Annotated in this window: 15 protein-coding genes; 14 read left to right on the top strand and 1 reads right to left on the bottom strand. The window is 72.7% G+C overall.

Features of this window, described 5'->3' with window-relative positions; all coding sequences use genetic code 11:
* Window positions 1-43: 43 nt before the first annotated feature.
* Together IA22_RS0111440 and IA22_RS0111435 are read left to right on the top strand one after the other, a co-directional pair.
* On the top strand, window positions 44-733 hold the full coding sequence (locus tag IA22_RS0111440; RefSeq protein ID WP_030123549.1) for a Pvc16 family protein: 690 nt from the start codon (window positions 44-46) through the stop codon (window positions 731-733).
* Entirely contained in the window at window positions 730-2,865 is a 2,136-nt protein-coding gene (locus tag IA22_RS0111435; RefSeq protein WP_030123548.1) for an ATP-binding protein, read from the top strand. Before IA22_RS0111440 ends, IA22_RS0111435 begins: the two co-directional genes overlap by 4 nt.
* 73 nt (window positions 2,866-2,938) lie before the next feature.
* On the opposite strand, the gene IA22_RS0111430 is transcribed toward IA22_RS0111435, so the two are convergent.
* Entirely contained in the window at window positions 2,939-4,483 is a 1,545-nt protein-coding gene (locus tag IA22_RS0111430; protein WP_030123547.1) for a COG1470 family protein, read from the bottom strand.
* 344 nt (window positions 4,484-4,827) lie between these two features.
* Between IA22_RS0111430 and IA22_RS0111425 the strand changes: the two genes are divergently transcribed.
* The 12 genes from IA22_RS0111425 (at window position 4,828) to IA22_RS0111365 (ending at window position 18,789) form a co-directional block, all read left to right on the top strand.
* The gene (locus IA22_RS0111425) at window positions 4,828-6,453 is read left to right on the top strand and encodes a phage tail sheath family protein (protein WP_014153884.1); all 1,626 of its coding nucleotides are present in this window, start codon (window positions 4,828-4,830) and stop codon (window positions 6,451-6,453) included.
* A 76-nt stretch (window positions 6,454-6,529) separates the two neighbouring features.
* Window positions 6,530-6,973, top strand: coding sequence for a phage tail protein (locus tag IA22_RS0111420; RefSeq protein ID WP_014153883.1), 444 nt, complete (start codon window positions 6,530-6,532; stop codon window positions 6,971-6,973).
* Window positions 6,973-7,455, top strand: a complete 483-nt coding sequence (locus IA22_RS0111415) for a hypothetical protein (RefSeq protein ID WP_014153882.1) — start codon at window positions 6,973-6,975, stop codon at window positions 7,453-7,455. The genes IA22_RS0111420 and IA22_RS0111415 overlap by 1 nt, the downstream gene beginning before the upstream one ends.
* Entirely contained in the window at window positions 7,452-7,610 is a 159-nt protein-coding gene (locus IA22_RS37100) for a DUF6760 family protein (RefSeq protein ID WP_014153881.1), read from the top strand. The genes IA22_RS0111415 and IA22_RS37100 overlap by 4 nt, the downstream gene beginning before the upstream one ends.
* 3,293 nt (window positions 7,611-10,903) lie before the next feature.
* Window positions 10,904-11,284, top strand: coding sequence for a hypothetical protein (locus tag IA22_RS34050; protein WP_038272183.1), 381 nt, complete (start codon window positions 10,904-10,906; stop codon window positions 11,282-11,284).
* Window positions 11,285-11,381: 97 nt separating this feature from the next.
* Window positions 11,382-11,819, top strand: coding sequence for a phage tail protein (locus IA22_RS0111395; protein ID WP_014153878.1), 438 nt, complete (start codon window positions 11,382-11,384; stop codon window positions 11,817-11,819).
* A 3-nt stretch (window positions 11,820-11,822) separates the two neighbouring features.
* On the top strand, window positions 11,823-12,545 hold the full coding sequence (locus IA22_RS0111390; protein WP_014153877.1) for a CIS tube protein: 723 nt from the start codon (window positions 11,823-11,825) through the stop codon (window positions 12,543-12,545).
* Window positions 12,545-14,416, top strand: coding sequence for a VgrG-related protein (locus tag IA22_RS0111385; RefSeq protein ID WP_030123545.1), 1,872 nt, complete (start codon window positions 12,545-12,547; stop codon window positions 14,414-14,416). The genes IA22_RS0111390 and IA22_RS0111385 overlap by 1 nt, the downstream gene beginning before the upstream one ends.
* Complete coding sequence (locus IA22_RS0111380; RefSeq protein ID WP_014153875.1) at window positions 14,416-14,859, top strand: GPW/gp25 family protein; 444 nt, start codon at window positions 14,416-14,418, stop codon at window positions 14,857-14,859. The genes IA22_RS0111385 and IA22_RS0111380 overlap by 1 nt, the downstream gene beginning before the upstream one ends.
* Window positions 14,859-16,817, top strand: a complete 1,959-nt coding sequence (locus IA22_RS0111375) for a putative baseplate assembly protein (protein WP_030123544.1) — start codon at window positions 14,859-14,861, stop codon at window positions 16,815-16,817. Before IA22_RS0111380 ends, IA22_RS0111375 begins: the two co-directional genes overlap by 1 nt.
* The gene (locus IA22_RS0111370; RefSeq protein ID WP_030123543.1) at window positions 16,814-17,467 is read left to right on the top strand and encodes a phage tail protein; all 654 of its coding nucleotides are present in this window, start codon (window positions 16,814-16,816) and stop codon (window positions 17,465-17,467) included. Before IA22_RS0111375 ends, IA22_RS0111370 begins: the two co-directional genes overlap by 4 nt.
* The gene (locus IA22_RS0111365; RefSeq protein ID WP_030123542.1) at window positions 17,464-18,789 is read left to right on the top strand and encodes a zinc ribbon domain-containing protein; all 1,326 of its coding nucleotides are present in this window, start codon (window positions 17,464-17,466) and stop codon (window positions 18,787-18,789) included. The genes IA22_RS0111370 and IA22_RS0111365 overlap by 4 nt, the downstream gene beginning before the upstream one ends.
* Window positions 18,790-18,847: the final 58 nt, after the last annotated feature.

Genomic DNA, 18,847 nt, shown 5'->3' with positions numbered 1-18,847 from the left:
CCGACGAGCGCCCGTGACGGCGACCGTGAAGGGCAGGGCGACCGTGATCCACGAGGTGGATGACATCCTGCGAGGGCTGCTCGTCCGCGGCGCCTTCGCCGGCTCCGACGTCGAAATCACCTTCGACGCCCCTACGCGCGACTGGGCGGCCCGGCGCAACGCCCCGACCATCGACGCGTATCTCTACGACATCCGCGAGGACACCAAACGGCGCCAGCGCGGCAAGATGTCCCTCCGTGACGAGCAGGGCATCACGCTCAAGCAGCACCAGCCACCACGCTGGTTCCGGCTCTCGTACCTCGTCACGGCCTGGACCAAGCGCCCGCAGGACGAACACCGGATGCTCTCCGCCGTGCTGCACACGCTGCTGCCCAAGGAGATCCTCCCCCCGGAGGACCTGACCGGCACACTCGCCGGGCTCGGCCTCTCCGTCCCGCTGACCGTCGCGGGACTGCACACCGAGGCGCGCTCCCTCGCGGACATCTGGTCCGCGCTCGGCGGTGAACTCAAGCCCTCGCTGGACGTGGTCATCACCGCACCCTTCCTCGCGTACCCCGAATACCAGGTCGGCCCGCCCGTCACGGAGGGCCTCGGCGTCCAGATCCGCGGGGCGGACGGCCCGCCCGACGACGGCGCCACGCGGTACCACGACGCGGAGAGCGTCCAGGCCGCCAAGGAAGCCTTCGGGAAGAAGCACGGCACGACGGGAACCCTCCAGGAGGAGCGGAAGTGAGTGACTCCTCCTCCCCGCTGCTCGAACGGCTGGCGAGGCTGCGTGAGCGGGTGGCCGACCTCGTCGAGCACCGCAGCGCCACCGACCCGACGGCCGACGATCCGATGCGCGGGATGTATCTGACGGACGACGCGGTACGCCACCTCCTGTTCGGCGGGGCCCAGGACACGGCACCTTCCCCGGGCCCGGACACGGCACCTTCCCCCGGCCCGGACACGGCGGACACCCCGGACCGCGCGAAGGAACCGGCCGGCGCGGGGGAGCCGGACCCGGCGGAGGAGCCGGCCGACGACGACCGTCTCCACTGGCTCGCCCACTGGCTGCGCCTGAGCCCCCTCGACACCCAGATCCTGCTGATCGCGCTGGCCCCCGACCTGGACCGCACGTTCGAGTCGCTGTACGCCTACCTCAACGACGACGTCACGCGCCGCCGGGCGACCGTCGCGCTCGCGCTCGACCTGTGCGGGGTGCCCACGCACTCCGCCGCGGGACGGTCCCGGTTCCATCCCGCCGCACGGCTGATCGCGCGCGGGCTGCTCGAGGTCGAGGAACCCGAACGCCCGTTCCTCAGCCGCTCCTTGCGCGTCCCCGACCGGGTCCTGGCCCATCTCCTCGGGGACGACACCCCGGACCCCGCGCTGGGCGGGACCGTACGCCTGCTCCCGTACCTCCCAGCGGAACAGAACGCGGAGGACGCGCAGGACACCACCGGCCCGCTGGCACGGAGGCTGGCCGGGGAACTGTCGGCGCACCCGCTCACGGTCTACCTGCGGGAGCACCGCGACGGCGACGGGCTCGCCTTCGCCACCGCCGCCCTGGGCGCGGCCGGTCTGCCCGCCCTGCACCTCGTCCCGGCGGAACGCCGGGGGGAGCACCGCCCCGAGGAACACGCACCGGTCGAACGCGCGGCGGGGGAGCACCCGCCCTACCGGGAGCTGCTCCGCGAGGCCCGGCTGACGGGCCGCGCGATCGTGGTGACCTCGCTGCCCGAGAGGCCGGAGGAACTGATCCGGGCCCTCGCGGTGAACGACGTCCCCGTGCTGTTCACGGACCCCCGCCCGTACGACCCGCAGTGGTGCGACACGGGACGCGACCCGATCGTGCTCGACGCGCCCCGCCGGCGGGCCGGCGACCTCGACGCCTGGCGGGCGGCTCTAGGCCCCGAGGAGCCGGATTTCGACCTGGCCCCGGTCGTCGCCGCCTACCGGCTCGGACCCGGCGGCATCGACCGTGCGTCCCGCGCGGCGCGGGAACTGGCCGCGTTCCACGGCACGCCGCTCTCCGCCGCCCACCTGCGGCTCGCCGCCCGGCAGCAGTCCGCGTCGGGCCTGGAACGGCATGCCCGCCGCATCCGGCCCGACGTCGGCTGGAACGATCTCGTCCTCCCCGAGGGGCCGCTGGCACAGCTGCGGGAACTGGTCCTGCGCGCCCAGCACCGCGACCGCGTGCTCGGCGACTGGCGGCTGAGCGCGGGCGGCGGACGCGGCCGGGGCGTGGTCGCGCTCTTCGCCGGCGACTCCGGTACCGGGAAGACGCTCTCCGCCGAGGTGGTGGCGGGTGAACTCGGCCTCGATCTCTACGTCGTACAGCTGCCGTCGGTGGTGGACAAGTACGTCGGTGAGACCGAGAAGAACCTGGAGCGGATCTTCACCGAGGCCGACCGTACGGACGCGGTGCTGCTCTTCGACGAGGCGGACGCGGTCTTCGGCAAGCGTTCCGAGGTCAGCAGCTCCAACGACCGCCACGCGAACATGGAGAGCGCCTACCTCCTCCAGCGCCTGGAGTCGTTCGACGGCATCGCCCTGCTCACCACCAACCTGCGCTCGAACATCGACGACGCCTTCACGCGACGGCTGGACCTGGTGGTCGACTTCCCCTTCCCCGACGAGGAGCAGCGCCTCGCGCTCTGGCGGCACAGCCTCGCCCACGTCCCGTGCGCCGACGACGTCGATCCGGCGTCCTGCGCGGCGGACTTCGAGCTGGCCGGCGGCTCCATCCGCAGCGCCGTCGTGACGGCCGCGTACGCGGCGGCGGGGCGCGGCGACGGCGTGTCGACGGACGATCTGCTGGCGGGCGCCCAGCGCGAGTACCGCAAGGCGGGCCGGCTGGTCCTGGACGACGCGTCCTGGTGACCCGGTCGCGCCGCGGGCCCGTGGCCTACCAGGACGGTAGGCCACGGGCCCGCGGGGGCGCCGTCCGCGACGGCTACTCCATCGGTGCGGGCAGCCAGTCCTTGGCCACCACCGTGCCCGGCGCGTCCTGCCCGTTGATCCAGCCCAGCTTCGTCTTGTTGAGCGTCGTCTCGTCCATGACCCCGGTCTTCTCGGCCACGAACAGGCCCTGGTACTCCTTGATCCTGTTGAAGAGGCCCTGTGACGGCTGCTCCTTGAGCTGGCCCTGACCGCGCAGGTAGTCGATGTTGGCCTTCGTGCACGCGACGGTGATCGCCAGGTCGCCGTCGTCGATCTCGGCCTGCGTGCCCCAGAGCAGGACGTTACGCACCCACGGAACCTCGGGGCTGGCCACGTCCGCGTCCAGCGGCACCGTCTTGGCGGCGACGAAGTGGGACGCCAGGAGCGCCGTCATCGTGGAGCGGCCCAGGTTGCCGAGCCCGTCGTTCTTCCCCAGCTGGCTGAAGGCCCCGTACTTCGAGTCGTTGGACTCCTGGAAGCACTTCAGCGCCTTCTGGGTGGCGTCGTCCAGCTTGCCCACCGTGTGCGCGGCGGTCAGCTTGCAGCCCCCCGCCCCCGCGACGAGGCGTACCTGCGCGAACTGCACGAAGAGGTTCGGCTTGTCCTCCGACGTGATGGGGAGCGGGCCCCGCTCGACCTTCTCCTCCTCCTCTTCCGGCTTCTCCTCCCCGCCTCCGCCTCCGCCTCCGCCGCCCGAGGCCTCCGGCTCCTCGGAGGGCTCGGGCTCCTCCTTGGGCTTCGGGGCCGGCTGCTCCGGCGGCTCCTCCGGCAGGGCGGTCGCCGCCGCCTGTTCCATCTTCGGCAGCGCGAGGGTGCGTACCGGAGCCTTGTAGGTGAACCACAGCACGAGGCCGGTGATGGTAAGGGCCAGCAGCAGACTGAGCGTGGTCATCATCCACATCGGCAGCAGGCTGCGCTGCACGTACGTCCCGTTCACCGGAAGAGGCTCGAACCCCGAGCGGCGCACGGACAGTTCGTAGGGCCGCTCCTGCTTCTGCCCCACCCAGGTGATCTGCCGGGGCTTGAGCGTCGCGTCGACGAAGGCGGCACGGCCGGGCTGGATCTGGACGTTGGACGGGACGATCTCGTACGAGAGGTCGTCGCTGGCCTTGTCGCCGCCGCCGATCGACGCCGTGAGCGGGGTGTTGCCGAGGTTGTCGACGGCCAGCTTGGGCCGGCCCCTGAAACGACCCTTGACGGTCTGCGGGACCAGCTCGGCCCGCACCTCCATGAAAGTGGTGAAGGTGACGTTGCCCTCCGCGACCGTGGTGGTCTCGGGGTGCTCGGTGGGCAGGATGCGCACACCGTACGGGTGCGGCCCAGCGGTCGCGTCCGGGGTTCTGGGCGGGGCGAAGGTCAGCTCCACGACCCCGGTGGTACCTGGAAAGAGCCTGATCGACGGCGGTTCCACCGAGACGTACGGCGCGACGTCGCCGACCGGCTCGAAGCGGTACTCGTCGACGACGTCGCCGGTGTTGCGCAGACGCAGTCGCACGGTGGTGCTGCTGCCCGGGTCGACCGTGGTCGAGGCGGGTTCCAGAGATGTCCAGGTGGTCACCCGACGGACGCTACTGCGCGCGGGAAGGGCGATGTCAGAGGCGGCCGGGTAGTGCCACTGCCCGAAAGGTAACGCCCGCTGCCCCCGCGGCCCTTCGTGCGCGACTCCGGCCGAGGGGCGCCGGGCCGTGCCCCCGCGCCGTACTCCGCCACGCGGGGCCCGGTGCCGTACGCCGTGTCCCCTCGGTGGCCCTGGTGGCGCGAGAACACCCGGTGGCCGGAGCCCGGTTGCCCCTGAGGGCACGACAGGTGCCCTCGACACGGCACCGGAGGACGTTTACGCGCGTGCGACCGTGCGGCGAGGGTGAGCCTGGTCTTGTATCGGTACCCCGAGGAGAGCAGAGCATGCCGTCATACCTGTCGCCGGGCGTGTACGTGGAAGAGGTGGCGAGCGGCTCTCGTCCGATCGAGGGGGTCGGCACCTCGGTGGCCGCATTCGTCGGGCTGGCGCCCGACGGACCTCTGAACGAGCCGACGCTGGTCACCAACTGGACCCAGTACGTCGCCTCCTTCGGTGAGTTCACCGACGGCTACTTCCTGGCCCACTCGGTGTACGGGTTCTTCAACAACGGCGGATCCGCCGCCTACGTGGTCCGCGTGGGCGGGGCGCCCGGCGGAGTGGCCGGGGCACCGGGCGAGGGCACCGACGCGGTCGGCGGACAGCGTGGCCGGACGGCCGTCGCCGGCGGTGCGGCGGCGCCCGCCGCTCTGACGGCCGGGGAGCCCGCGGCTCTGGGCACGTTCAAGGTGTCGGCCGTCGCGCCCGGCGAGAGCGGCACCCTCAGCGTCGAGGTCACGGACGCGGAGGGCGAGGGCCCCGCCGAGCGTTTCCGGCTGGTCGTCAAGGACGGCGCGAAGGCCGTCGAGACCTTCGACGTCTCGGCGAAGAAGAGTGCCCGCAACTACGTGGTGACCCAGGTCAAGGAACGCTCCAAGCTGATCTCCGTGCAGGAGGGGGCCGCGGCCTCGCAGCTGGCCCGCCCCGACAACCAGACGGTCGCGCTCGACGTGCCTGCCGCCGCGCAGGCCCCCGCCGTCCCGGACGCCTCCGAGGGTGAGTCGGTCGGCATCGCCGAGTACCTGGGCGACTCCTCGGACCGCACCGGCTTCGGCGGTCTCGAAGCGGTGGACGAGATCTCCATGGTCGCCGTCCCCGACCTGATGGCCGCCTACCAGCGCGGCGCGATCGACCTGGAGGCCGTGAAGGCCGTACAGCTCGGTCTGATCGCCCACTGCGAGCTCATGGGCGACCGGCTGGCCATCATCGACCCGCCGCCCGGCCTCAACGCCCGGCAGATCCGGGTGTGGCGTCAGGAGACGTCCAACTACGACTCCAAGTACGCGGCTCTCTACTACCCGTGGATCAAGGTCTTCGACCCCGCGGGCGGCCAGACCCGGCTGATCCCGCCGAGCGGTCACGTCGCCGGCATCTGGGCCCGCAACGACTCCGAGCGCGGCGTGCACAAGGCCCCCGCCAACGAGGTCGTACGCGGCGCCGTCGACCTGGAGATGCAGATCACCCGGGGCGAGCAGGACCTGCTCAACCCGATCGGCGTCAACTGCATCCGCACCTTCCCCGGCCGCGGCATCCGCGTCTGGGGTGCGCGCACCCTGTCCTCCGACCCGGCCTGGCGTTACCTCAACGTCCGCAGGTACTTCAACTACCTGGAGGAGTCGATCCTCAACGGCACGCAGTGGGTGGTGTTCGAGCCGAACGACCAGGCCCTGTGGGCCCGGATCAGGCGGAACATCTCCGCGTTCCTGGTGACGGAGTGGCGCAGCGGCGCACTGTTCGGCGCCACGCCGGAGGACGCCTACTACGTGAAGTGCGACGCCGAGACCAACCCGCCGGAGTCGGTGGACCTGGGACGCGTCATCTGCCAGATCGGCGTCTCGCCGGTCAAGCCCGCCGAGTTCGTGATCTTCCGGCTGGCCCAGTTCTCCGGCGGCAGCGGCGAGCTGGAGGAGTAGACGTCACAGCCTCCGGCCCCCGATCGACTTCGCGTACAGCCACAGGTCCCAGCCTCAGTAGAAGGAACGGCTTTTCATGAGTCTCTCCCAGGGTGACGCCCTCACTACCCACAACTTCGGCCTCCAGATCGACGGAGTCATGGTCGAGTACCTCCACGCCGTGGGCGAGGTGGGAATGGAACAGGACGTCATCGAGTACCAGCAGGTCTCGGCGAACGGCCAGCCGATCACCAAGAAGATGCCCGGCGTGAAGAAGGCCGGTGAGACCACCGTCACGCGCGGCATGGAGCAGTCCACCGCGTTCAACGAGTGGATCAACGCCTCGCTGCGCGGCGACATGGGCTCGGCGCGCAAGAACGCGAGCATCATCTACATGGACTACCAGTACAACCCGGTCCGCCGTCAGCACCTGCGCAACGCCTGGTGCACCAAGGTGATGGGCGCGGCGGCCACGGCCGGCGAGGCCTCCGTGATGACCGAGACCGTCACGATCGTCTACGAAGAGCTGGTCACCGAGTAATGCGCCGCGGACCTGCCAGGCCCGCCACCGACGCCGCTGCCGCCACGTCCGCTCCCGCGGACGTGGCGGCCCCGGCCGTCGCCCCGGCGGAAGCACAGCCCGTACGGCAGCAGTTGCGGACCGAGTTCGCGTTCGAGCTGCCGCGCGGATACGTGGACGACATGGGCACGGTGCACCGCGAGGGGGTCATGCGACTGGCGACCGCCCGGGACGAGCTGATCCCGCTGCGGGACATGCGGGTGCAGGAGAACCCCGCGTACCTCTCGGTGGTCCTGCTCGGCCGGGTCATCACCCAGTTGGGCACCGTGGCACACATGCACGACGGGGTGGTGGAGAACATGTTCGCCTCCGACCTCGCCTTCCTCCAGGACTTCTACCGTCAGGTCAACGCCGAGGGCCACACCAGGGCCGGCGTGACCTGCCCGCACTGCGAGCAGCCGTTCGAGGTCGAGCTCGGCGGGAGCCGCCTGGGGGAATCGTGACGTACGCGACCGACCGTATCCATGAGGAGATCGCGTACATCGCCTACCACTTCCACTGGAACCTCGACGACATTCTGGACCTGGAACACCGTGAGCGGCGGCGGTACGCCGAACAGATCGCCACGCTGGTGACGCGTGCTGCTACGGAGCGGTGATGGGGATATTCGACCGGCTCAAGGGCCGTGGACGAGGCGCTGACCAGCAGGGCGGCGGCCCGGAGCGGAACGAGGGCGGGGGCGGTACGGTACCGGCCCCCACCCCCGAGCCGCCCACCCGCGACGCCGCCGGCACCACCGCGGCCCCCGTCCGAGGGCGGGAATGGGCCGGTCTGCCGCCGATCCGGCTCGTGACCCTGACGCCGGCGAAGCAGACGGTCGCATCCTCGGAGTTCGGGGGTTCGCTGACCGCGTGGCAGAACCCGTCCTTCTCGGGGACGCTCTCGCACGCCGTGCTCGCCGATGCTCCGACCGGCCTGATCAAGGACACCCAGTCGTACCCCCCCGGGCCTGGGCCCGCACGCCTCGACGAGCCCAGGCTCTCCCTGCCGGCCGCTGCCCCCGAGGGCGGCGCGGATGCGGGCGCCGCCGCCGTTGACGGTGGCGTTGGCGGTGGGACCGTCGGTCAGGGCCCCCGGGGCGCTTGGCAGGGCCCTTCGGTCCAGCGCGCCCAGGGGCCGCGAGTCGCTCCCGTACAACCCCGGAGGCGACCCGCGCCCTCCGCGCTGACACGGGCCTCCGCGCCGAACACGGTGCAGCGCAGGGCACTTCCCGCAGCGGTGCCGAGCAGGACGGCGCCCGCGTCCGCGGCGAGCGGGGCGGGTACCGCGCCCTCGCCTTCGGCGCCCGCGTCCGCGGCTTCGTCTGCGCCCGCGTCCGCGGCGTCCGCGCCCTCTTCCTCTACGCCCGCCACCCCTTCTTCGGCGCCTACGCCCCGAACTGCGCCTCCCAGCCCCTTGCGGTCCTCTGCGGCCCCGGCCCCAGCCCCGGCCCCGACCGCGGCCCCGACCGCGGCCCCGACCTCGGCTCCCAAGGCTGCCCCGCCCTCGGCCCCGGTCACAGCTCCGGCTCCGATTCCGGCCCCGGCACCGGCTGTTCGCGTCCAGCGCTCGGAGGCAAAGCAGGGCGGACCCAGCAGCGGCTCCGCGCGCACCGAGCCTTCGGCTCCCCGGCGACCGGGTCCGGCAGGGGGGCCTGCGGCGGCGCCCCCGCCGGGCCGGACGCCTCCCGCTCCCGCTCCCACACCCTCGTCCTCGTCCTCACTCCCCGTACAACGACGCGGGGTGAGCGCTCCCGTCCGGACGACCGGACCCGCGGGAACCGCGCCGGTCCGCCGCTCGCCGCTCGGGCCCCCGTCGTCAGGGCCGGTCGTTCCCCCGACCCCACGGACACCGCGGACCGCGCCGGAGCAGCGTGGCCGTGGCACGGACGGCCCCCTCGGGCGGCCGTCGTCGCAAGGTCCGGCAGCACCCGGAGTCCCGCCCCCGGGCCCTTCCGGGGGCGGAGTGACGTCGGGGCGTCCGGCGGCGTCCGCCGACGGGAACGGTGTGACACCGCCGGCGCGCAGGACACCGGCGGCCGCACCGGTGCCTGCCGCACGCCCGGCCGCCACCTCCGGGACAGATACACCCGCACCCCGTACGCCCGAGTCCCGTCCGGTCGTCCGGCCGGTGTTGGGCGCTCCGTCGAGCAGGCCTGTCGGCAGTCAGGCGGTCGCCCCCGGGCCCGCCCCCGCGGTGCGCCGGCGGCCGGGTGCCCCGGCCCCCGGCCGGGCCCCCCGCGTGCAGCGTGCACCGGCGACCGGTGCGTCGCCGAGCACCCGGACCGGATCCCTCAGCGATTTCGGCACTTCCGGTTCCGCCCCCGCCGTCAGGCAACCGGCCGTTCCAGCAGGTGCGTCCGATATCGCTACCGGTTCGACGCACCCAGCGGCGCCCTCCGTGCCCGGTCCCGGTTCCGTGTCCGGGCACGGCCCTGGTGCCGTGGAGCGGGGGCCGGTTCAGGCCACCGGGTACGACGCATCCGTACCCGGCCCCGGCCCCGGCCGCCCTGGCGGTGCGCTGTCTGTGCAGCGGTCGCCCCAGCCCCGGAACGCACCCCACGACCCGCCCCGGAACGCACCCCAGGGCTCTCCCCGGAACGCTCCCGGGGCCTCGCTCCCGCGCCCTCCCCGACCTACCGCCCGGGCCACCACCACCCCAGCCCCAGCTCCTGCCCCCGCCACCACCTCCGTTGCGGCCCCCGGGACCCCCGTGGCCCCGGCGAGTGCCCTGCCGTCCGTGTTGCGGTCGCCCGCCGTGTCCCTCGGCCCCGCTGACGCCCCGCTGACGTCGACCGACGTGCCTCCGGTGTCGCGGTCCCTGCCGGTCGCCCCGCTGGTGGGTTCGTCGCGGCCGGTGACGGCTGCGGGCCTCACGCCGCAGCCGGTGGGGACGGGGCCCGCGGCACCTGCCGCGGTGGCGGCCGGTGCGCCGGCAGCCGTCACCCGACGAGCCGGCCCCGCGCCTGCGGCCGGAGCCTCTCCTGTCGCGGTGCAGCGGGCCGCCGCGCCCGGGGCACCCGCGCTCCCGGGCGTCCGTGGCGCCGTGCCACGGCCTTCGCAGACGCCGGCCCCCGCGCCGACGCCCAGGAGCGTCCCGGCCCCCGTGCGCCTGCACCGCGTCCGGACCGGTCCCACGTCAAGTGCGGCCCCCGGGAACAACGGCGCCGGCGAAGCTCAGCGCCGGCCCGCGGTGCAGCGTTCCACTGCGCCGTCGCCGTCGCCGTCGCCGTCGTCCACTGCCGCGCGTCCGATTCCTCGCACCCCTGCCCCCGCGCCGGCACCGGCCCCCGCTCGTAGCGCCGTGGTCCCCGCCCCCGCACCGGCCCCCGCCCGTCCTGCGGCTGCCCCTGCTCGTAGCGGAGTGGCCCCCGCCCCCGCACGCCCCGCACCGGCTCCCGCCCGTCCCACACCCGCCCCCGCTCGTCCCACACCCGCCCCCGCACGCCCCGTCGCCGTTCCCACCACGGCGTCCGCGCCCGCAGGACCCGGTCACGAGGGGCACCGTTCCAAGGACGCGCCCGCCCCCGCCCCCGTCGTCCCACGCGCCGTGCCCCTGTCCGCGCCGGCACCTCGGTCCCCGGTCGTCCAGCGCTCCGTGGCCACGCCCCGCCACGGGGGCGCGCCGCCGTCGGCACCTCGCGACCGGGGCGTCTCCGTGTCGGTGCCGTCCGCCCCCACCGGGATCGCTCGTACGCCGTCGACGTACAACCCCGCCGGCCCCACACCCGCGCGCACGCTCACACCCGGGCACACGAGCGCACCCGGACACGCGCTCGCACCTGGGCACATGCCCACAGCCGCGCCCGCCCCCGCGCTCCCGCCCGCATCCGGGCACACGCCCCGCACACCGGCCGCCCCGGCTGCTCCGGTCGCCTCCGCCCCCGTGGCCCGGCCCGTCCGGAGTCCCGTCGTGTCCCTGGCGCCGGCCCGGTCCGTTCCGGCTGCCGCGCTTCCCGTGCAGCGGGCGCCCGAGGCCCAGGCCGCCCGGCCTCCCCAGCCCCCGATCGCGCCCCCGCCCCCGGTCCGTACACCCGCGCCCGCGCCCGCCCCCGCGCGCGTGACCTCGCCGCCCCGCGCCACGTCGGTCGCGGTGCAGCGGAGCAGCAGCGGCTCCAGCGCCGCGGACAAGCCTGCGCCCTCGGTGACGAGCCAGTTGAAACCGCGTGACCTGAAGGAGGACCAGGTGGCGGAGCTGGTCCACAGGCTGATCGGGCCGATGACCCGGATGCTGCGCGCCGAGCTACGGCTCGACCGCGAGCGGATCGGCAAGCTGCGCGACCCACGCCACTGACCGGCCCCGCGAGAACGCCCGTACGTCCCATCCCGGCGGAACCCCGTCGGAACCCCAGCCCCCGACCGCACGTGGAACCGCAGGAAGGCCCCACCCGATGCCCCAGGAACTCGACGCAGGCTCCACCATCTTCTTCAACCTCACCATCGACGGTGAGAGCCTGGGCAACTTCAACGGTTGCGAAGGGCTCTCCTCCCAGGTCGAGATCGAGCAGCGGCAGGAGGGCGGCAACAACGGCTTCGTCTGGCAGCTGCCCTCCCGTGTCACCTTCTCCAACATCACGCTGACCCGGCCCCTCACCGAGGAGACGGCGAAGGTGGCGGAGTGGATCTCCTCCGTCACCACGGGGGTGACCCGGCCCACCGGACAGATCGCGGCGCTGCGCGCGGACGGCTCGATGGTCGCCCAGTGGGGGCTGATCGACGTACTCCCCGTGAGCTGGCGCGGTCCTTCCTTCGACCCGGCGAGCCCCGCCGTGGCCACCGAGGTCCTGGAGATCGCGCATCACGGATTCACCGACGCGGGGGAGGCGTAGCCGATGAACCTCTCCAGTTTCGGTATCGGCGACAGCCTGGTGCGGGCGACGCTCGCCATCCACCAGCCGCCGATCGGCAGCAGCACCAGTCCGGGTGCGCTCATGAAGACGTTCAACTTCGACTTCAACCCGTCCCAGTTGTCGCTGACCCGCAGGGCCCAGTGGAAGACCACGCCCACCGCCGCCGTACGTGACGGGGCGGTACCGGAGTTCATGGGGCCCGAGCCCCGGGAGATGACGGTGGAGATCTTCCTCGACCGCTCCGACGACCCGGACAGCAACGACGTGCGCAAGAAGGTCGAAGCCCTCTTCTCCTGCTGCGAGACGACCACGGCGAGCATCGCGGCGAACCAGCCGTCGACCCCGTGGGTGGTCTTCGAGTGGGGGGCATTTTCCACGGCCCGCTTCAACGCGTACGTCAGCTCCGTGGAGGCCCAGTACACCCTCTTCAACACCAACGGAATGCCGATCCGGGCCGTCTGCCAGGTCAACCTGCACGAGATCCCGAGCAGCACCCTCGGCCAGAACCCCACCTCCGGCGCGCTCACCACCCGCCGGGTGCACCGGGTCGTGGCCGGCGACACGCTTCCGCTCCTCGCGTGGCGCGAGTACGGGGACGCCACGGTGTGGCGCACGATCGCCGAGGCCAACGACATCGACGACCCGAAGATGCTGACGCCCGGTACCGAACTGATGCTCCCTGCCGCTGAAGAGGTCGGCGTCTGATGCCCGACATCGGTTTCTCCAACATCCTCACGGTGCAGATCGCCGGCACGAAGCTCAAGTCCCCGGAGAACACCAAACTGGTGGCGGGCCGGGTCGACTTCGGCGCTGGAGTGCCCGGAGCGTTCCATCTCACCTTCCGTGACGACAAGAAGGACATCCTCGCCAAGCTGAACGTCGAGATCGGCGCGCCCGTGGTGATCACGCCCATGTCCGACGGCAAGGGCACGCCGCTGATCACCGGTGAGGTCACGGCGCTGGAGACCGACTACGACCGCACCGGGACGTTCACCGTCATCCGCGGCTACGACAAGGGCCACCGCATGCTCCGGCAGCGCAGGGTCGCGGCGTACAGGAACAAGACCGCCACCGAGATCGCTGTCGAGCTGGCGCGCAAGAGCGGCATTCCCCTGGGGAAGACCCAACGGACCAAGGGGCAGTACGAGTTCATCAGCCAGGCCAACGTCACCGACTGGGACTTCGTCCAGAGGCTCGCGGACGAGAACGAGATGGTGATGTCCATCAACTCGAAGGGCCGGTTCCAGTTCGTCAAGCGGCAGCAGGCGGCATCGGCTCCTCCGGAGAGCATGCCGAGCTCGCAGAGCGCCCTCCTGCTGAAGGGCGGCGAGGAGATCCTGCGCTGCCGCGCGGCGGTGACCTCGGCCGACCAGGTGACCGCGGTCGAGGCGCGAGGCTGGAACGTCACGACCAAGCAGCCTCTCGTCTCCAAGGCACCCGCTCTGGACAACACGGGCTTCGCCATCGGTACGACACCCTCCGAGGTGTCCAAGACGTTCGGCAAGGCCGAACTCGTCGTGACCGACACGCCCTACGACAAGCTGGACGAGGTCAAGCACGCCGCCGACGCCGTCGCGGACGACGTGACGTCCTCCTTCGCCGAGGTGGAGATCACGGCCCGGGGCAACACCGAACTGCGCCCCGGGGTCGCCGTCACCCTGAAGGACGTCGGCAAGCCGTTCCAGGGCAAGTACACGGTGACGGCGGCCCGCCACACCTTCGGTGACCAGGAGCACTACGAGACGTTCCTGAACGTCAGCGGACGTCAGTGGCGCTCGTTGTTCGGGCTCACCTCCGGAGGCGGCGGGGCGGGCTCCGCGGGGCTGCCGAGCGTCGCCAACGCCCTGGTCACCGACATCAAGGACCCGCTGAGGCAGGGCAGGGTCAAGCTGAAGTTCCCGTGGCTGGACGACATGTACGTCAGCGACTGGACCCGGACCGTGCAGTTCGGCGGGGTCAAGGGCGGCAGCATGATCTCCCCGGACGTCGACGACGAGGTGCTGGTGGCGTTCGACCGCGGCGCCCTGGACCACCCGTACGTCATCGGCGGCCTCTACAACGGCGTCGACAAGCCGGACCCCGTCGACGTGCCGGTGTACGACCCGACGCGCGGCAAGGTCACCCGCCGCACCGTGTCGGACCGCAGCAACAACCGGCTCGACCTGCTCGACCAGAGTGTCGGCCTCAAGCGCGGGGTGCGGCTCTCCACCGGTGACAACCGGCTCACCATCAACCTGGACCGGACGAAGACCGAGATCGTCGTGGACAGCAAGGGGAAGGTCTCCATCAGGGGGACCGGAGCCGTGGCCATCAACGCGGGCGGCAACCTCTCGCTGAACGCGGTGGGCTCCATGACGATCCGCAGCGGCGGACCCATGAACATCAACTCCAGCGCCCTGTCGGTGCAGGCGGGCACCACGTCCGTGAACGCGAGCGCGCTGAGCGTGTCGGCCGGTGCCGCCATGACGCTGACCGCAGGACTCGCCCTGAAGATCAACTCCGGTCTGGAGATCGGCCTGAACGCTCCCCTGGTCCTGTCCAAGATGAAGCCGGTGCTGACGGTGGGAGGCATCTGATGGCTGAACGATTCGTCGGCTCCGGATGGGCCTTCCCGATGCGGATCAGCCCCACCGGCGGCATCGCCCTGGTCAGCGGGGAACGCGAGGTCGAGGAGGCCATCCGCCTCGTCCTCTCCACGGCCCCCGGTGAGCGGCCGATGCGCCCCGAGTTCGGCTGCGCCATCCACGACATGGTCTTCGCCCCCGTCAACGAGGCCACCGCCGGCCGGATCCAGCACGAGGTGCACAGCTGCCTGGACCGCTGGGAACCGCGCATCGAGGTGGACGACGTCGCGGTGACGGCCGGCGCGGAGGAGGGTGTCCTCTTCATCGACGTCCGCTACTCGATCACCGGCACCAACAACCCGCGCAGTCTGGTCTTCCCGTTCTACGTGATCCCCTCCCACGACGGGCCCGAGGGGTCCGGCACCCCCGACGAGCACTTTGGAAGCGACCGCTGATGGCCCTGCCCTCCCCCAACCTCGACGACCGGCGCTTCCAGCAGTTCGTCGACGACGCCAAGCGCTACATCCAGCAGCGCGCCCCCGAGTGGACCGACCACAACGTCTCCGACCCGGGCGTGACCCTCGTCGAGACGGTCGCCCACATGGCCGACCAGATCGTGTACCGGCTCAACCGGGTGCCCGAGAAGAACCACCTCGCGTTCCTGGACCTCATCGGGATCACGCTCTTCCCGCCGTCCGCGGCGCGCGCCGACGTCACGTTCTGGCTGTCGGCGCCGCAGCAGCAGCCCGTCGTGCTGGCGACGGGTACCGAGGTCGCCACGGTCCGCACCCAGACCGAGGACGCGGTGGTCTTCGCCACCGAGCGCGAACTCACCGTGATCCCGTGCGAGTTGTCGTACCTCGTGGTCCAGCCGACCGGTCAGGAAGCGGTCGACCGCACCTCGGACCTCGCCGAGTCCAAGGACGTCAACTGCTTCACGGAGGCTCCGCGCCCCGGGGACCGCATGCTGTTCGGGCTCAGCGCCGCCGTGCCGGAGTGCGTGGTCGTCCTGGAGCTCGACAGCCAGGTGGACGGCGTCGGCGTCGACCCCAGGCAGCCGCCGCTCGCCTGGGAGGCGTGGACCGCCGACGGCTGGGCCGTCTGCGACGTCGACCGGGACACCACCGGCGGACTCAACCGCCCCGGCGAGGTCGTGCTGCACGTCCCCGCCGGCCACGCGCTCTCCCGCACCGGGCGACGCGAGGCGGGCTGGCTGCGCTGCCGGGTCACCGAGCCGGAACCGGGCCAGCCCTTCTTCACCACCTCGCCCACCATCCGCTCCGCCGAGGCGTTCAGCATCGGCGGCACCACCGGCGTCGTACACGCCGAGACCGTGCGGGACGAAGCGCTCGGGGAGTCCACCGGACTGCCCGGACACCGGCTGCGGCTGGCCAACAGCCCCGTCGTCGGCGACGCGCAGCCGCTGCTCCTCCAGGTCGCCGAGCGCGACGGCTGGGTCGACTGGGAGACGGTCGGCCACTTCGCCGCCTCGGGCCCCGACGACCGGCACATCACCCTGGACGCGACCACCGGCGAGATCGCCTTCGGCCCGTCCGTCCGCGAACCGGACGGCACCCTGCGTCAGTACGGGGCGGTACCGCCCAAGGGCGCACCGATCCGGGCCCGCCGCTACCGCACGGGCGGCGGAAAGGCCGGCAACGTCGCCAGGGGCGCCATCCAGGTGCTCCGCGACTCCGTTCCGTACGTCTCCGACGTCGTCAACCGGGAGGCGGCGCGCGGCGGGGTCGACGGGGAGACCGTCGAGGAGGCGAAGCGCAGGGCGCCCATCGCGCTGAGCGCGCAGGACCGCGCCGTGACCCTGCGGGACTACGAGGAACTCGCGCGCCGCGCCGCACCCGAGACCGCGCGCATCACCTGCCTCGCCGCCGAGCCGGACGAGCACGGCGCGCACGCCGTGCGGGTGCTGGTCGTCCCGCAGGCCGTGTCGGACCCGGGCGGCCGGCTGCGCTTCGAGCAACTCGTCCCCGGGGACGACCTGCTGGGTCGCATCACCCGGTACCTGGACGAGCGGCGACTGATCGGCACCCGGCTCGCGGTCGGGCCGCCGTTCTACCAGGGGGTGACGGTCGTCGCGACGGTGCACGCCTTCCGCGGCACCGACACCGACCGGGTCAGGCGGGATGCGCACGACGCCCTGTACCGCCACCTCGACCCGCTGACCGGCGGCGCGCACGGCACGGGATGGCCCTTCGGCCGCCCCGTCCAGGCGGGCGAGGTGTTCGCGGTGCTGCAACGGGTCCCCGGCGTCGAGCTGGTGGACGAGGTGCTGCTGCATCCCGCCGACCCGCTCAGCGGGAAGCGCGGCGACCCCACGGAGCGGATCGATCTCGAAGCACCCGCGCTCGTCTTCTCGTTCGACCACCGCGTCCGGGTGATCGGGGACGCCTCGTGACCACGGGCGGGAGCACACGCGGCTCCGTCGACGGACTCGCCTCCTCGGCACCGCTCGGCGTCATGCTGCCGGCGGTCTTCGCCGACGACGACCTCGCCCAGCGCTTCGTCGGAGGTATCGACGAGGTCCTCGCGCCGCTCCACAACGTGCTCGACTGCCTGGACGCCTACTTCACCCCGTCGCTCGCACCGGCGGACTTCACCCGCTGGCTCGGCAGCTGGGTGGGCGCGGAGACCGAGGCACCGGACACGGCGGGCCACGCCGACGACCCCGTCACGAAAGCCCCGCTCACCGCTTCGTCCTCCGGGTTCCCGCAGGACACGGAGGAGACGGCCGCGCTGCGCGCCGCGGTGACCGCCGCCGTACGGCTGCACCGCATCCGCGGCACCCGGCGCGGACTGGCCGAGGCGGTACGGCTCGCCTTCGGCGTGGAGCCGGAGATCACCGAGAGCGGCGCGGCCGCCTGGGACGCGAGGCCCCTGGGCCCGGTTCCCGGCGAGCCCCGCCCGCATCTGCACGTCACCGTACGGCTGCCGGAGCCGGGCCCCGCCGCCGAGCACCGGCTGGAGCGCCTCGTAGCGGCAGCTCGCCCCGCCCATATGCCTTATACGGTCCATGTGACCGCCGCCGAAAGGACTTCCGACAGGTGACCAGTCACCAGGCCTCCCCCTCCACGCCGTCTTCCTCCGCCACCACCGGAGACACGGGGGACCGGACACGTCACTGTGCCGAGTGCGGCACGCCGACCACGCCGGGACAGTCCTTCTGCGACGACTGCGGCGCGGTACTGAGCTGGACGCCGAGCACGCGGGAACGGGGGGCCGGCGCGGCGGGACGGCAGCCCGGCGCCGATACCCCGGGCGACCCGGGCACCGGGCCTGCGCCGGTCGCGCGGGCCGGCACGGAGCCCGGTGCCGGGGACACGGACCCGGTGCGCGAACCCGTACGTGCCGATCCGACGCCGGCGGTGCCCGAGGAGGACGACGACACCCTCACCTCGATCCCGGTGATCTCCGCCACGCAGCCCACCCCGCAGGCCGCTCCCGCGACCACGGGCCCGGACCCGGGCCCGGACGCGAGCGCGCGGGCCAGGGCACTGCTCGTTCCCGTCGCCGACCAGCGCGCCCCCGAACCGGCACCGGACGTGGCCCCGGTCCTCCCCGGCATGCCCGCGGCGGCCCGCCCCCGGGTCCAGGCCCCCAGCGGGGAACCGGCCGACGAGACGGGCCCCCCGTGCCCCTGGTGCGAGGTCGGCAACCGCCCCGACCGTCACTTCTGCCGACGCTGCGGCATGTCCCTCGCGGAGCGCCCCGGCGTCCCCGAGGCCCGGCGCCCCTGGTGGCGCCGGATGCGGGACTTCGGCAACGGCCCGACACCGTGGGCGGGCGAACGCCCGAGGCTGCGCCGGGGCATCGGCCGCATCTTCACCTGGCTCGCGTACGGCCTCGCGCTCGGGCTGGTGATCTACGCGGCGTTCAACGTGAGCACGGCGTGGAACGCCGCACGCGACCACTTCGCGAAGCGGGCCCAGATCAGCCCGGACGCCGCCGACGCGTCACGCTCCTTCAAGGACCACCCGCCGAAGGCCCTCTTCGACAAGATCAACAACAGTTGGTGGGGTCCGGGCGTCTCGCAGTCCGGCGAGGGTGAGTGGGTCGAGGCGCGCTTCCAGGAACCCACGCGGCTGCTGGACATCCTCATCACGTCCGGCATCTCCACCAAGCCCTCCGACCTCTCCGAGGCCGCGCTGCCGCACCGTATGGACGCGGTCGTCACCACGGCCGACGGGAAGAAGACCACGCGCCACCTCAAGCTCGACCAGGTGAGCGGCCCTCAGCAGCGGAAGTTCCGGGCGCAGAACGTCGTCAGCGTACGGTTCATCATCCGCTCCGCGTTCAACGTGGGCGCCGACAAGCAGGTCTCGATCGCCGAGATCGAGTTCTTCACCCGCGCCACGACCAGCGGAACCTAGAGGTCGTCCGTACGCGTCCGCCCCCTCGACGGGCTCCCCGGAGCCCGGTGTCGAGGGG

It is taken from the genome of Kitasatospora papulosa (assembly GCF_000717245.1).
Lineage (GTDB): Bacteria > Actinomycetota > Actinomycetes > Streptomycetales > Streptomycetaceae > Streptomyces > Streptomyces papulosus.
This window is presented reverse-complemented; position numbering and strand designations above follow the sequence as displayed.

Bases quoted from the DNA above. Each gene is read 5' to 3' on its own strand.
- IA22_RS0111425 (WP_014153884.1), top strand. From the start codon at position 4,828: ATGCCGTCATACCTGTCGCCGGGCGTGTACGTGGAAGAGGTGGCGAGC.
- IA22_RS0111420 (WP_014153883.1), top strand. From the start codon at position 6,530: ATGAGTCTCTCCCAGGGTGACGCCCTCACTACCCACAACTTCGGCCTC.
- IA22_RS0111415 (WP_014153882.1), top strand. From the start codon at position 6,973: ATGCGCCGCGGACCTGCCAGGCCCGCCACCGACGCCGCTGCCGCCACG.
- IA22_RS0111395 (WP_014153878.1), top strand. From the start codon at position 11,382: ATGCCCCAGGAACTCGACGCAGGCTCCACCATCTTCTTCAACCTCACC.
- IA22_RS0111390 (WP_014153877.1), top strand. From the start codon at position 11,823: ATGAACCTCTCCAGTTTCGGTATCGGCGACAGCCTGGTGCGGGCGACG.
- IA22_RS0111385 (WP_030123545.1), top strand. From the start codon at position 12,545: ATGCCCGACATCGGTTTCTCCAACATCCTCACGGTGCAGATCGCCGGC.
- IA22_RS0111380 (WP_014153875.1), top strand. From the start codon at position 14,416: ATGGCTGAACGATTCGTCGGCTCCGGATGGGCCTTCCCGATGCGGATC.
- IA22_RS0111375 (WP_030123544.1), top strand. From the start codon at position 14,859: ATGGCCCTGCCCTCCCCCAACCTCGACGACCGGCGCTTCCAGCAGTTC.